Below are 14,025 nucleotides of genomic sequence, written 5' to 3'. Positions count from 1 at the left end.
CAATTCATCATAGAAGTGGTTCAAATTTCCCTAAAATCCTACCGTGACAGCAGCGCTTTTGGCGGATATGTTCCCGGTATGTCCACGCCTGTTTCCTCCATCCGCAATCTTGGCCCCGCCTTTGAGGCGGCCTGTACCAAGGCGGGCATCCCCTCTGCCGAAGCGCTGCGCACGCTGGGGGCGGATGCGGCCTATACCCGACTGCTTGAAGCGGGCAACCGACCGCATTTCATCGGCTATTACGTTTTGGTGATGGCCCTGCAGGGGCGACCTTGGAATGATTGCAAAGGCGCAGAGAAAGCGGCCCTGCGCAAACGATTTGATGCGCTGAAAGCTGGCAGCTTTGATGCCGGCAGGTCTGAATTCGAGCGCGCCCTCAATGAGATCGGGGTGATCGAGCGGCGGTGAGAACGGGAACCATTCCCGAGCTTTGCGAGTTGTATCTGTAACAGCAACCAACGCTTTGGGAGAGCTATCATGGATCTTATTCGTATTATCGCCGCCGTCATTCTGCCGCCGCTGGGCGTTTTTCTTCAGGTCGGTCTGGGCAAACATTTCTGGCTGAATATCCTGCTGACCCTGCTCGGCTATATCCCCGGCATCGTGCACGCCGTCTGGGTCATCGCACGGGAGCCCCAACATGCCTAATGTCGACACCCCGCACGAGGAGCGCCTGCAGTCGCTTGAGCGGCTGGCGCATGGCATGGACCGCGCCTTCCGCCTGCCTGTTCTGGGTGCGCGGGTCGGCTGGGACAGTATCCTTGGACTTGTGCCGGGCGTCGGTGATGCGCTGGCGCTGGCGCCTGCGGGATACATTGTGCTATCCGGCTACCGCATGGGCGCCTCAACCGGCACGCTGGCGCGGATGGTTGGCAATATCGGCGTTGACGCTGTGATCGGTACGATCCCCCTGGTGGGTGACCTATTCGACATCGGCTGGAAGGCCAATCTGCGCAACGTTGCCATCCTGAGGCGGCATCTCGAAAAAAAGACGATGGCGGGCGAGCCCTTGGCCAAACGGCTGGCCCGCAGGGGGTTCGAGCATATCAACGCCCCAACCCGCAGGACATTGAAGGCCGCCCGTAATCTGCCGCAACGCCTGCACAGCCGCAGCGGCAGAGCATCCACGAACGGCCCAGCCGATGCACGGCTGCGCCATAGCTGACCGATATCACCGGCGATCGCGCCCGGAGGCGCGTTACGAAAAAGGCCGCCCCGGATGTTCCGGCGCGGCCTTTGTTCATGTTCTCATGCTGAAACAGCGGTGGCTTAGCCGACCAGCTCCAGACCGGAGAAGAAATATGCGATCTCAACCGCTGCGGTTTCCGGTGCGTCGGAGCCGTGAACGGAGTTTTCGCCAACGGATTCGGCGAACTCAGCGCGGATGGTGCCCGCAGCTGCGTCGGCCGGGTTGGTGGCGCCCATGACTTCGCGGTTTTTCGCGATGGCGTTTTCGCCTTCCAGAACCTGAGCAACGATCGGCGCGGATGCCATGAATTCGCAGAGTTCGTCGTAGAACGGACGCTCAGCGTGTACGGCGTAGAACTCGCCCGCTTGTGCTTTGGTCAGGTGAATGCGCTTTTGTGCAACGATGCGCAGACCTGCGTCTTCGAACTTGGCGTTGATCTTGCCGGTCAGGTTGCGGCGGGTTGCATCGGGTTTGATGATCGAAAAGGTACGTTCCAGAGCCATTAGGCATACTCCTGCATATTGGGCCGCGGAAAGGACCTCCCGGGGCCGGAAACTTCGCGCGCCGCCTAACATGGCTTGCGCCTCATGGGAAGGGGGTTGTTGCACTCCCCCTGCCCGGCGCGGGCCATCCGCAGGCCAAAGTCGCGACATATATGCCCGCTCAGACGTATCGCGGCACGCTTTGGCCCATTGGACGCCCTGAGGCCAATTGACAGCACCGGGTCACTGGGTCACACCGCTGCCATGTTACGTATCAGCGATATCTCCTATGCGGTCGAAGGCCGTCTTCTCTTCGATGGCGCCAGCGCCACGATCCCCACAGGCCACAAGGTCGGATTGGTGGGCCGCAACGGCACCGGCAAGACCACCCTGTTCCGCCTTATCCGCAATGAGCTGTCTCTGGAATCCGGCAGCATCTCCCTGCCCAGTCGCTCACGGATCGGCGGCGTGGCGCAGGAGGCACCGGCCTCTGATGTGTCGCTGATCGAGACGGTTCTGGCGGCGGACACCGAGCGGGCAGAGCTGCTGGCGGAGTCCGAGACGGCACAGGATCCCAATCGGATCGCCGAAATCCAGACGCGGCTGAGCGATATCGACGCCTGGTCGGCGGAGGCGCGCGCCGCCTCGATCCTGAAGGGGCTGGGGTTTGACTATGAAGCGCAGCAGCGCCCCTGTTCGGACTTTTCCGGCGGCTGGCGGATGCGGGTGGCACTGGCAGCCGTGCTGTTTTCGCAACCAGATCTGTTGCTGCTCGATGAGCCGACCAACTATCTCGACCTTGAAGGCGCGTTGTGGCTGGAGGCCTATCTGGTCAAATACCCGCACACGGTGATCATCATCAGCCACGACCGCGAGCTGCTGAACCGGTCAGTGAACGGCATCCTGCATCTCGAAGAGCTGGGCCTGACCTATTATTCCGGCAACTACGATCAATTCGCCCGTCAGCGTGCCGCCAATCGCGCCAATCAGGCGGCTCAGGCCAAGAAACAGGACGCCCGCCGCGCCCATCTGCAGGCCTTTGTGGACCGTTTCAAAGCCAAGGCCAGCAAGGCCAAACAGGCGCAAAGCCGGGTTAAGATGCTGGAGAAAATGGAAACCATCCGCGCGCCCGAAGACGCTGCGCGCACGGTCTTCACCTTCCCCGAACCCGAAGAACTCTCGCCGCCGATCATCGCCACCGAAGGCGCATCGGTGGGCTATGACGGCACCACAATCCTGAGCCGTCTGGACCTGCGCATTGATCAGGACGACCGCATCGCGCTGCTTGGCAAGAACGGCGAGGGCAAATCCACTCTGTCCAAGATGCTGTCTGGGCGTCTGGGTGTAATGACCGGCAAGATGACCCAGTCCAGCAAGCTGCGGATCGGCTTTTTTGCGCAGCATCAGGTGGATGAGCTGCATATTGACGAAACCCCGTTGCAGCATCTGCAACGCGAGCGCCCCAATGAGGGACAGGCCCGTTTGCGCGCGCGGCTGGCGGGTTTTGGTCTCGGGTCGGATCAGGCCGATACCGAGGTGGGGCGGCTGTCCGGTGGGCAAAAGGCGCGTCTGTCGCTGCTGCTGGCCACCCTGCCCGCGCCGCACCTCCTGATCCTCGATGAGCCGACCAACCACCTGGACATCGAAAGCCGCGAGGCGCTGGTGGAGGCCCTGACCGCCTATTCTGGTGCGGTCATTCTGGTCAGCCACGATATGCACCTGCTGAGCCTTGTGGCGGACCGGTTGTGGCTGGTCTCCGGCGGCACGGTGAAACCCTATGAGGGCGATCTGCCCTCCTATCGTGATCTGCTGCTGACGCGCGACAAACCGGCGGGCAAATCCAAGACCAAAGCCGAAAAGCCCAAACGCCCGTCGCGCGATGCGCTGCTTGCGTTGCGGGCCGAGGTCCGCAAAGGTGAGGCACGGCTGGAGAAGGTCAGTGAAATGCGTGACAAACTGGCCAAGAAGCTGGCCGATCCGGCCCTCTATGACGAAGAGCGGAAGGATGAGGCCGTGGTCTGGCAACGCAAATACGCGGAAGTGATGGAAGCGCAGGACCGGGCAGAGGATCTGTGGTTGAAGGCGGTGGAGAAGCTTGAGAAAGCGGAGGCCCTGTGATGGACACCGCCTTTCTGATCACCTCCTTTGTCACGCTGTTCGTGATCGTGGATCCGATTGGCCTGACCCCCATCTTTCTGGCGCTGACGCAGGGTATGACACCGGCGCAGCGCCGGGCGATTGCCCTGCGCTCGACCGTGACCGCCGCCGTGTTGCTGGCGGTGTTTGCTGCCTTTGGTGAGGCGGTGCTGGGATTTGCCGGGATTTCCATGGCAGCATTCCGCATCGCGGGCGGCGTTCTGTTGTTTCTGACCGCCCTCGACATGCTGTTTGAGCGCCGCAACAAGCGGCGCGAGGACCGCAGCGAAGAAGATGACTTCGACGACCCATCGGTATTTCCGCTGGCCATCCCGCTGATTGCCGGTCCCGGCTCCATCGCCACGGTGATCCTACTGACCGGCCAACAGCCGGGTTTTGCCGGGTTTGCCATGGTGATGGGTGTCGTCTTTGCAGTGCTGGGTATCCTGCTGATCATGTGCCTGTTCTCGGGCCTGTTTGAGCGACTGTTGGGTAAGACAGGCATTACCGTCGTGACCCGCCTCTTGGGGATGCTGCTGGCGGCGCTGTCGGTGCAGTTTGTGCTGGACGGTCTGCGGGCCTTTGGCTTTGCCGGGGGGTAACCCCTCGTAACAGGTGATTTCCTTCCCATATTAGGCGGTGAAGCCCGAATAGCGCAGGAGAAGCAAGTTGGACGGCATCGAAACCCCACGGCTGATATATCTGGTGCTGCTGCTGGTCGCGGTTGGCTCCTGGGTGTTCGTGCAGAACCGGCAGGGGCTGGGCAAGACCGTGCAACAGCTGGCGATCTGGGCGTTCATCTTTCTTGGGGTGATTGCCGGTTACGGCCTGTGGGAAGATATCCGCAGTACGGTTCAGCCGCAGCAGGTGGTTATGCGCGACGCGGGCCGTGTCGATGTGCCCCGCGCGCGCGACGGACATTATTACCTGACCGTGGATGTGAATGACGTGCCAGTACAGTTTCTGGTCGATACCGGCGCCAGCGCCGTGGTGCTGAACGATGAAGATGCCCGACGGGTTGGCCTGAACCCCGATGATCTGGCCTATCTGGGACGCGCACGGACCGCCAATGGCGAGGTGCGCACCGCCTTGGCCAAGGTGGACAGCATGTCACTGGGCGGCATCACAGACCGCAACATCAGCTTGTCAGTGAACGAGGGGCAGATGGACCAATCGCTGCTGGGCATGGATTATCTGCAACGCTGGTCGAGTATCGAGATCCGCAACGGATCGCTGATCCTGACCCGCTGAGGCCAGCGCCGCCGCCCTGCGCGGGTTGGTGCCTTAGGTGGCTTTCTCGGCCTTTTTCTCCCAGCGCCCGCTCTCTTCGGACCAATATTGCGCGGAACACCCCGCATCGGTGAGCGATTTCCACTGCACCCGTGCGCGGGCCACTGCGTCCGGGCTGGTGCCGTCAAACAGGATGCAGACACGCTCCAGCGCTGTTACCTCTTCCGCCGTGACCTCCGCGCCATCCACCGTCATCAGGCAGCTTGTGCCGGGCACCGGCGTGGTCTCATGGCTGAGCAGGACAGGCTGAAGCGCGTCATGGGGGCCGCCGACCAGACCATGGGGCAGGAACTGATCCTCCGCCCCCAGCCACAAGCGTTCGTCCAACCGCGTGATCCGCGGCAGGTCTACCCCGCGCACAACAATGCGCCACCCGGCGCCAAGCGCCTTGTCGAGGAGAACCGGCAGCGTCTCTTCTAGCGAACGCCGGGTCAGGTGATAGAAATAGGCCGCCCCCATGGTCTGTGTCTCAGCCTGCCTCAGTCCGCTTCAAACATGTTCTGCACCAGGCGGCTCAGCGCCATGACGCCCCAGCCGGTGGCGCCTTTGGGCGCATAATCAGTATCAGTTTTGACGGACGCCACACCGGCGATATCAAGATGGATCCATGGGGTGTCGTCCTGCACAAACCGTTGCAGGAACTGGGCTGCGGTGATGGACCCCGCGGCGCGGCCACCGATGTTCTTCATATCCGCGATGCGCGATTTCAGCAGATCATCATAGGCCTTGCCCAGCGGCAGGCGCCATGCTCCCTCGCCCTCGGCCTCGGCAGCCTTGAGGAATGCATTGCAGAGCGCATCATCGTTGGAGAACACACCGGCATTTTCATGGCCGAGACCAATGATGATCGCACCGGTCAGGGTGGCGAGGTCGATCATCCCGGCAGGTTTGAACCGCTCCTGCGCGTACCACATCACATCGCAGAGCACCAAGCGGCCCTCGGCGTCGGTGTTGATCACCTCAACCGTGTCGCCCTTCATGGATTTGATGACATCGCCCGGACGGGTCGCGTTGCCCGACGGCATGTTTTCCACTAGCCCGACAAGGCCAACCACATTGGCCTTCGCCTTGCGCAGGGCCAAGGCGCGCATGGTGCCTGCAACGACGCCGGCGCCGCCCATATCCATGGTCATATCTTCCATGCCCGCCGCAGGCTTCAGCGAGATGCCACCGGTGTCAAAGACAACGCCCTTGCCCACCAACGCCAGCGGGGCGGCATCATCTTCGCCCCCGTTCCACTGCATCACCACCACCTTGGAGGGGCTGTCAGAGCCCTGCCCGACCGAGAGCAGCGTCCGCATGCCCAGCTCTTCCAGCTGGTCCTCTTCCAGCACCTCAACCTTGAGCCCGAGGCTCTCCATCTCGGCCAGACGATTGGCGAATTCGGTGGTGGTCAGAACATTCGCAGGCTCATTGACCAGATCGCGGGTCATATGCACGCCCTCTGCCACAGCTGCCAGCGGACCGTAGCTGGCCTCGATATCGGCAGGGGATTTATGGGCGATGACCACTTCGGCCTCGGACGGGTCCTTGTCACCGGTTTTATGATCGTCAAAGCGGTAATCCCGCAGCGCCATCCCCAGAGCGAGATCTGCGGCGCGCGGCATGGAGCCCGCCATCACGGTCACGGGTTTGCCACCGCTGCGCGCGGCCAGCTTGGCACCCGCTTTGCGCGCCTCAATCGGGCTGATCTTGCGCGGGGTGACGAGGATATCCAGCGCTTCGGCCTTCATACCTGCGGGCCAGGCCAGAGAGATGACATCGCCGGATTTGGCCTTCTCAAAGCTCTTGGCCTCCACCAGACGCGCCAGCGCGCCTTTGGTCAGCCGGTTTGCGGTGCGCGCGGCCTGCCCCAATGTCCCTTCGGGGGTGATCTGTACCACCACGCGGCCCTCGATATCGGAGAGGGTCTTGGGATCAAATTCGACAAAACGTGTAGGGGTCAGCGGACGCATATTCGGGGCTCCTGTCAGGGTCAATTCCTCAATCACCAACAGGTAGCCTGCCTGTGCGACGATGACTAGAGACAGATGTGTTTTGGACGTGAGACCCTAGTACAAGGCATGGCTGGTTCTGCGATCACCAGCCGACTGTCGCCCGTGCTCAGAATGCAGTTTTCCCCGGCAAACAAATCCTCTAAGGTCACCTCAAAACAAGGGCAGTAGGATCTGGGGGGATCGCGTGTCACGATACGACAGATATGTGCTGTCCCAATACCTGCTGTTCTTCGGGTTCTTTGCCTTGATTCTGGTGGCCGTGTTCTGGATCAACCGCGCTGTAGTGCTGTTTGACCGGTTGATAGGTGACGGACAGTCGGCTCTGGTTTTCCTCGAATTTACCGCGCTCGCGCTGCCGAATCTGGTGCGTATGGTACTGCCGGTCGCGGCCTTTGCCGCCTCGGTCTGGGTGACCAACCGGCTCAACAGCGAGAGTGAGCTGACGGTGCTGCGGGCCACCGGCACCAGCCCCTGGCAGATGGCGAAACCGGCGATGGTCTTTGGCCTCATCACGGCGGTGATGATGTCGATCCTGACCCATGTGCTGCTGCCAGCCTCAATTGCCACGCTGGAGCAGCGCGAATCCGAAGTTGCCCGCAATGTCACCGCCAAGCTGCTGAGCGAAGGAGATTTCCTGCATCCTGCGCGCGGCGTGACCTTCTACATCGGTCGGATTGATCCCGATGGCACCCTGAATGACGTGTTCCTATCTGACCGCCGCAACGCTGCCGAAAGTGTGACCTACACCGGGGGCAAGGCTTATCTGGTGCGCGACGGCGAGAGGACCCATCTGGTGATGGTCGATGGCATGTCACAGCGTATCAATACGGAAACGCAGCGACTTTCCTCCACCATATTCTCCGACTTCTCCTATGATATCAGCAGCCTTGCCAACAAAGCTGAAGAGAAAACCCGCAATATCCGTGCCATTCCCAGCCTGGAATTGCTGGGTGACCGGGCCAAGCTGGTAGCCGATGGTCCCTACAGTGCGGGTGCGCTGGCAGAGGAATTACACCTTCGGTTTGCGCGGGCGCTGGTCTGTGTGGCGGTTGTGCTGATCGGGTTTGCGGCGCTGATGCTGGGCGGGTTCTCGCGCTTTGGGGTCTGGCGGCAGGCCTTGCTGGCCTTTGTCCTGCTGATCTTCGTTGAGGGGCTGCGCGGCGTGGTGTCGGAACCGGTGCTACAGAACGCGGATCTCTGGCCGTTGATCTACCTGCCAACGCTGATCGGGCTGCTGGTCGGGCTGGTCTTCCTGCAACTGGCAGCGAAGCCACTGGGGCCAGTTCTGGCTCGCAGCCGCCATACCCGCAGGGAGCGTGCGACATGACCCTTGATTTCTATTACGCGCGCCGGTTTCTTCAATGGTTTGCAGTGATTTGCGGGGTTCTGTTGACCCTTGTGATGCTGATTGACCTGAACGAGCAAATTCGCCGGTTTGAGGCTCAGGATCTGTCTCTGGGCCAATTGTTTGGCCTGACGTTGCTGAACACGCCCGCCGCGCTGAGTGAATTTTTGCCGCTGATCATGATCCTGACCACCATCGTGCTGTTCATCGGCCTTGCCCGCAGCAGCGAATTGGTGGTGACCCGCGCCATTGGCCGCTCCGGCATCCGGGCGCTGGCGGCGCCTGTCCTGTTGGCAGCACTGATCGGTGTGCTGGCGGTCAGCACGTTGAACCCGATTGTGGCGGCGACCTCCAACCGCTACCGCGACCTAGCGGAGACCTATCGCAACGGCGGCCCGGCGGCGCTATCCCTCACCGGTGAGGGGCTGTGGCTGCGTCAGGGCGGCGCACAGGGGCAATCGGTCATTCATGCCACCGGCTACAGCGGCGATACCGACGATATCACACTTTTTGATTTGACGATCCTGTCCTACGGCCCGGAAGGCCGCCCGATCCGTCAGACGCTGGCGGAAGAGGCCGCGCTGGATGGCGGTGACTGGGTTCTGACCAAGGCCAAGGTCTGGCCGCTGATCGTGGGGGTAAACCCGGAGACCAATGCCGAACGTCACTCCACCCTGCGCCTGTCGACCACGCTGACCTCGGAACGGATCCGCGACACGCTGGGCACTGCGACTGGGATCTCAGTCTACGATCTGCCCGCCACCATTCGCGAACTCTCGGAGGCGGGCTTTTCCACCAAACGCTATGAGGTCTGGTTGCAAGTCGAACTGGCGCGGCCCTTGTTCCTGATCGCCATGGCGCTTGTCGGCGCGGCCTTCACCATGCGCCATGCGCGGTTTGGCGGCACGGGACTGGCGGTGCTGACAGCTGTGCTGTTGGGGTTTGGGCTTTATTTCCTGCGCAATTTCGCGCAGATCCTGGGGGAGAATGGTCAGATCCCCGTGGCGCTGGCCGGCTGGGCACCGCCGGTGGCCGCGATCCTGCTGACGATGGGGTTACTCTTACATGCCGAGGACGGATAACATGCGCCGCGCCCTGTTGCTTTCGACGGTTTTGCCCTGGCTGGCGGTTGCCCAGCTGGCCACCACCAATGTGGCCCACGCCCAGAGCGCGCCTCTGGGTTCTGCCAGCGCACAATCATCGCAGGCCCCGGCCATCCTTGTCGCCGATCAGCTGTTTATCACCCCGGACCGTACGCTGGTGGCAGAGGGCAATGTCGAGGCGTTTCAGGGCGACATCAGGTTGACGGCGCGAAAGATTACCTTTGACCAGACGCAGGGCGCCTTGCAAATCGAGGGCCCTATCCGCATCGACGAAGGCGGCGATATCACCATTCTGGCGGATGCCGCCGAATTGGACCGCGACCTGCGCAACGGTCTGCTGGTGGGCGCGCGAATGGTGTTCCAGCAGCAGCTGCAACTGGCCTCGCTGCAGATGACACGGGTCGGCGGGCGTTACACCCAACTGTACAAAACCGCTGTCACCTCCTGCCATGTCTGCAACGATGGGCGACCGCCGCTCTGGCAGATCCGAGCCGAGCGGATCACCCACGACCAGCAGGAGCGCCAGCTCTATCTTGAGAATGCCCAGCTACGGGTGCTGGATACGCCGATCTTTTATTTTCCCGGCATCCGCCTGCCCGACCCAACGCTGGAGCGCGCCAACGGCTTTCTGATCCCGTCAATCCGCACCACCTCCAACCTCGGCACCGGGGTGAAGGTGCCATATTTCCTGACCATCGGCCCCCACCGCGATCTGACGCTATCGCCCTATCTGTCGTCACGCACCCGGACATTGGACATGCGCTATCGGCAGGCATTCCGGCGCGGTGAGATCGAGATCAACGGCGCTTATACCCGCGATGAGCTCTACCGGGGCGAAGATCGCGGCTATGTCTTTGCCGAGGGGACATTTGATCTGCGCAATGAGTTCAAACTGCGCTTTGACCTCAAGACCGTGTCGGATGACGCCTATCTGGTGGACTATGGCCTGCGCGATCTGGACCGGCTGCGCTCTGAGGTGGTGGTGTCCAAAGTGCAGCGCGACAGCCTGTTCCGCGCCAGTGCCATTTCCTACAAGACCCTGCGGGATAGTGAAAATCAGGATCTGATCCCCTCCTCGATCGGCAATCTTTACTACGAGCGACGGTTTTTCCCGACCCAGATCGGCGGCGAGCTACGGCTGTCACTGGAAACCCATGGCCACAACCGGACCTCGGACATCAAGGGCAACCTGACCGATCCGGGCGGGCGGGATGTTGGCCGGGCGACCTTCGACGTGGATTGGCAGCGCAGCTGGCGCTTTGGCAGCGGTCTGGTCGCGGAATGGTCGCTGGGGGCGGCGGCGGATGCTTTCGCGGTTTATGATGATAGCGTATTTGCCAATAAGACTTCGCGCTTCAGCCCGCGCAGCGCTCTGACCTTCCGGCTGCCGATGACCCGGCGCGAACAATCCGGCGCAACACAATATCTGGAACCGATCCTGCAAATCGGCTGGACCGATACCGGTGACACGGCTGTGCCCAACGACGAGAGCAATTTTGTCGAGTTTGATCGTGGCAACCTGCTGGAACTCTCACGGTTTCCGGCCACGGATGCGCGCGAGGACGGGGTCACCGTGGTCTACGGTCTGAACTGGGCGCGGTTCTCGCCCAGTGGCTGGCAGGCCTCTGCCACCATCGGTCAGGTGTTCCGCGACAGCGACGATGGCCGGTTCACCAAGAGTTCCGGCCTTGGCGGCACCTCCTCCGACCTGTTGATGGCCGCGCAGTTGAAGCTGAACGACGACCTTGCGATCACCACGCGCGGGCTGCTCAACGGGTCTTTCAACTTCTCCAAGGCAGAGGTGCGCGGCGACTGGATGACTGACCGCAGCCGCCTGACCGGCACCTATATGTGGCTGGGGACCGACCCCGCCGAAGGTCGTTCCGAAGAGGTCTCCGAACTCTGGTTCGACGGCGCCTATGAGGTCACCCCCGGCTGGACCGCCAGCGCCAGTTTGCGCTACGACATCTCAGATGCCCGCGCCACCCGCGCCGGGCTGGGACTGGTCTATTCCAATGAATGCGTGACGGTCGATCTTTCGGTCAACCGGCGCTATACATCGACAACAAGTGTTGAGCCGACAACGGATTTCGGCTTTACCATCGCGTTAAACGGGTTTTCCGTGGACAGCGGCAGCAAGAAGTACAGGCGATCATGCAAAAACACCTGAGTTTCCGGCCCCAAGATTCGGCCCCCTTCGTTCAGCGCCTGACCCAGAGCGCAGCAGCCATTGCCTTGGCAACGGCGGTCATGTTTGGCCCGGCGCCTGCGGCGGCGCAGGGGCTGTTCGCCCCGGCTGTGACGGTAAACGACGCAGTGGTCACCAATTATGAGCTGCAGCAGCGCGCCCGCTTCCTGACGCTGCTGCGCGATCCGGGCGATCCGCAGAAAAAGGCCCGCGAGGATCTGATCCTCGACCGGCTGAAGCTGGATGTGCTGGCGCAGGCCGGGATTGAACCGACGGAAGAAGAGATCGTCGAAGGCATGACCGAGCTGGCCGGGCGTGCCAATCTCAGCCTGCAGGAATTCCTGAATGTGCTGGGTCAGAACGGCGTGGCACCTGAAACCCTGCGGGATTTCACCCGCGTGGGCATCGCATGGCGCGAATATGTCGCCGCCCGCTATCTGGCACAGGCCCGCCCCAGCGAGGAAGAGATCGACCGCGCCATGGGGCTGGCCGGCTCTGGCGGGGTTGAGGTGCTTCTGTCTGAGCTGATCATGCCGATCAACGCGCAGAACGCAGCCCAGGTTGAGGAAATCGCCCAACAGGTGAGCCGGATCACCACCACCGGCGCCTTCTCACAGGCAGCACAGCAATATTCCGCAACGGCCACCCGGCAAAGCGGCGGTCGGCTGCCCTGGATGCCGCTGACCAACCTGCCGCCGCAGTTGCAACAAGTGGTTCTGGGCCTGCGCCCGGGCGAGGTGACCGCCCCGCTGCCGCTGGATGGGGCCGTCGCCCTGTTCCAGTTGCGTGATCTGCGCGAAACCAGCGGTGCAGCGCCCAGCTACGCCGCTATCGAATACGCAGCCTACTACCTGCCCGGAGGCCGCACCCCCGAGGCGCTGGCCGCAGGCACCAAGGTTGCAAACGCCATCGACACCTGTGACGATCTTTACGGCGTGGCCAAGGATCAGGATCCGTCTGTGCTGGACCGTGAAACGCTGGCCCCTGCGGAGATCCCGCAGGATATCGCCATTGAACTGGCCAAACTGGATCCCAATGAGACCTCGCTGGCGCTGACCCGCAACAATGGCCAGACCCTGATGCTGCTGATGCTGTGTGGCCGCACCGCAGAGGTGAACGCCGAAGCCAGCCGCGAAAGCGTCGGCAACGCGCTGACCCAGCAGCGGCTGGGGGCCTTTGCCGACAGCCTGCTGGAGCAGCTGAAAGCTGACGCGCGGATCAGCGACGAATGAGCCGCCCTGCCCGCCCCTTGCCCATCGCGCTCAGCTGTGGGGAACCGGCGGGCATTGGCCCGGAACTGGCGGTGAAGGCCTGGCAGGACTTGCGCGACAGTTGCCCGTTCCTGTGGTTGGGCGATCCTCGACACCTGCCCACGGGAACAGACTGGCAAGAGATCGACAATGCCGCTGAGGCCGTCGATGTCAGTGCCAGCGCTATGCCTGTGTTGCGGGTCGACTTTGCTGCCCCAACCGTGCCCGGACAGCTCAACCCCGACAATGCCGCCGGTGTCATCCGTGCTATTGAGGCCGGTGTCGCGCTGGTGCAATCCGGCGAGGCCAGCGCGCTCTGTACCGCGCCGATCCACAAGAAGGCGCTGATGGATGGGGCGCAGTTTCCCTTCCCCGGCCATACCGAATTCCTTGCCCATCTCGGCAATGTGCAGAATGTGGTGATGATGCTGGCCAGCCCGGCGCTGCGGGTGGTGCCTGCCACCATCCATATTGCCCTCGCGGAGGTGCCAAAGGCGCTGACCGCCGACCGCCTGCGGGCCACGATCGAAATCACCGCCCAGGGGCTGCGCGATCAGTTTGGCCTGGCGCACCCCCGGATCGCAATTGCGGGCCTAAATCCCCATGCCGGCGAAGAGGGCGCCATGGGCCACGAAGAACTGGATTGGATGCGCACGCTGATTGCCGATATGCAGGGCGGCGCCTATACGCTCTCTGGGCCGCACCCTGCCGACACGATGTTCCATGCAGCGGCCCGCGCCCGCTACGACGCGGCGATCTGCATGTATCACGATCAGGCGCTGATCCCGATCAAGACGCTGGATTTCGACCGCGGCGTCAATGTCACGCTGGGGTTGCCCTTCATCCGCACCTCGCCGGACCATGGCACCGCCTGCGATATCGCTGGACAGGGCATTGCCAACCCCTCCAGCCTGATCGAGGCGCTGCGGCTGGCACAGTCTATGGCGTGCAGTTGACCCGGCGCACGGTCTGCAGACTGAACGCTGGCCCTTGCAACTTCTTCTGGCCGGAAATATCCCCGCCGGAGGCATGAACACTCTGGCGC

At 62.4% G+C, this 14,025-nt stretch carries 14 protein-coding genes; 11 read left to right on the top strand and 3 right to left on the bottom strand.

Features of this window, described 5'->3' with window-relative positions:
• Positions 1-78 precede the first annotated feature (78 nt).
• From INHI_RS0106400 to INHI_RS0106390, 3 genes are all read left to right on the top strand, one after another.
• On the top strand, positions 79-408 hold the full coding sequence (locus INHI_RS0106400; RefSeq protein WP_014880327.1) for a TfoX/Sxy family protein: 330 nt from the start codon (positions 79-81) through the stop codon (positions 406-408).
• A gap of 69 nt (positions 409-477) precedes the next feature.
• Complete coding sequence (locus INHI_RS20885; protein ID WP_014874958.1) at positions 478-648, top strand: YqaE/Pmp3 family membrane protein; 171 nt, start codon at positions 478-480, stop codon at positions 646-648.
• The gene (locus INHI_RS0106390) at positions 641-1,165 is read left to right on the top strand and encodes a DUF4112 domain-containing protein (RefSeq protein ID WP_027247124.1); all 525 of its coding nucleotides are present in this window, start codon (positions 641-643) and stop codon (positions 1,163-1,165) included. Before INHI_RS20885 ends, INHI_RS0106390 begins: the two co-directional genes overlap by 8 nt.
• A 104-nt stretch (positions 1,166-1,269) precedes the next feature.
• Here INHI_RS0106390 and ndk read toward each other — a convergent pair whose 3' ends face one another.
• Positions 1,270-1,692 (bottom strand): nucleoside-diphosphate kinase, encoded by a 423-nt coding sequence (gene ndk / locus INHI_RS0106385; protein WP_014874960.1) that lies wholly within the window; start codon positions 1,690-1,692, stop codon positions 1,270-1,272.
• Positions 1,693-1,935: 243 nt separating this feature from the next.
• On the opposite strand from ndk, the gene INHI_RS0106380 reads away from it, so the two are divergent.
• The 3 genes from INHI_RS0106380 to INHI_RS0106370 all read left to right on the top strand — a co-directional run bounded on the left by INHI_RS0106380 (position 1,936) and on the right by INHI_RS0106370 (position 5,058).
• Positions 1,936-3,789, top strand: coding sequence for an ABC-F family ATP-binding cassette domain-containing protein (locus tag INHI_RS0106380; RefSeq protein ID WP_027247123.1), 1,854 nt, complete (start codon positions 1,936-1,938; stop codon positions 3,787-3,789).
• Complete coding sequence (locus INHI_RS0106375) at positions 3,789-4,409, top strand: MarC family protein (RefSeq protein ID WP_014874962.1); 621 nt, start codon at positions 3,789-3,791, stop codon at positions 4,407-4,409. The genes INHI_RS0106380 and INHI_RS0106375 overlap by 1 nt, the downstream gene beginning before the upstream one ends.
• A gap of 67 nt (positions 4,410-4,476) precedes the next feature.
• Complete coding sequence (locus INHI_RS0106370; RefSeq protein ID WP_014874963.1) at positions 4,477-5,058, top strand: retropepsin-like aspartic protease family protein; 582 nt, start codon at positions 4,477-4,479, stop codon at positions 5,056-5,058.
• Between the two features lie 33 nt (positions 5,059-5,091).
• On the opposite strand, the gene INHI_RS0106365 is transcribed toward INHI_RS0106370, so the two are convergent.
• On the bottom strand, positions 5,092-5,556 hold the full coding sequence (locus INHI_RS0106365; protein WP_027247121.1) for a DNA polymerase III subunit chi: 465 nt from the start codon (positions 5,554-5,556) through the stop codon (positions 5,092-5,094).
• 20 nt (positions 5,557-5,576) lie between these two features.
• Positions 5,577-7,052, bottom strand: coding sequence for a leucyl aminopeptidase (locus INHI_RS0106360; protein WP_027247120.1), 1,476 nt, complete (start codon positions 7,050-7,052; stop codon positions 5,577-5,579).
• Between the two features lie 226 nt (positions 7,053-7,278).
• Between INHI_RS0106360 and lptF the strand changes: the two genes are divergently transcribed.
• From lptF to pdxA, 5 genes are read left to right on the top strand one after another with little or no spacing between them, the layout of a single operon-like run.
• Positions 7,279-8,421, top strand: coding sequence for an LPS export ABC transporter permease LptF (gene lptF, locus INHI_RS0106355; RefSeq protein WP_027247119.1), 1,143 nt, complete (start codon positions 7,279-7,281; stop codon positions 8,419-8,421).
• Positions 8,418-9,521: an LPS export ABC transporter permease LptG gene (gene lptG, locus INHI_RS0106350; RefSeq protein ID WP_027247118.1), complete on the top strand. Its 1,104-nt coding sequence runs from the start codon at positions 8,418-8,420 to the stop codon at positions 9,519-9,521. Before lptF ends, lptG begins: the two co-directional genes overlap by 4 nt.
• Before the next feature lies 1 nt (position 9,522).
• On the top strand, positions 9,523-11,712 hold the full coding sequence (locus tag INHI_RS0106345) for an LPS-assembly protein LptD (protein WP_027247117.1): 2,190 nt from the start codon (positions 9,523-9,525) through the stop codon (positions 11,710-11,712).
• On the top strand, positions 11,697-12,962 hold the full coding sequence (locus INHI_RS0106340) for a peptidylprolyl isomerase (protein ID WP_027247116.1): 1,266 nt from the start codon (positions 11,697-11,699) through the stop codon (positions 12,960-12,962). Before INHI_RS0106345 ends, INHI_RS0106340 begins: the two co-directional genes overlap by 16 nt.
• Positions 12,959-13,936 carry a 4-hydroxythreonine-4-phosphate dehydrogenase PdxA gene (gene pdxA / locus INHI_RS0106335; RefSeq protein WP_014880335.1) on the top strand — a complete coding sequence of 326 codons (978 nt, stop codon included), beginning with the start codon at positions 12,959-12,961 and terminating at the stop codon, positions 13,934-13,936. Before INHI_RS0106340 ends, pdxA begins: the two co-directional genes overlap by 4 nt.
• The last annotated feature ends 89 nt before the right edge of the window (positions 13,937-14,025 follow it).

Origin of the sequence: Phaeobacter inhibens DSM 16374, from assembly GCF_000473105.1 — a bacterium.
In the GTDB taxonomy this organism is placed as follows: Bacteria; Pseudomonadota; Alphaproteobacteria; order Rhodobacterales; family Rhodobacteraceae; genus Phaeobacter; species Phaeobacter inhibens.
Note: the sequence above shows the minus strand (reverse complement) of the source record. Positions and strands in the feature narration are given on the sequence as shown.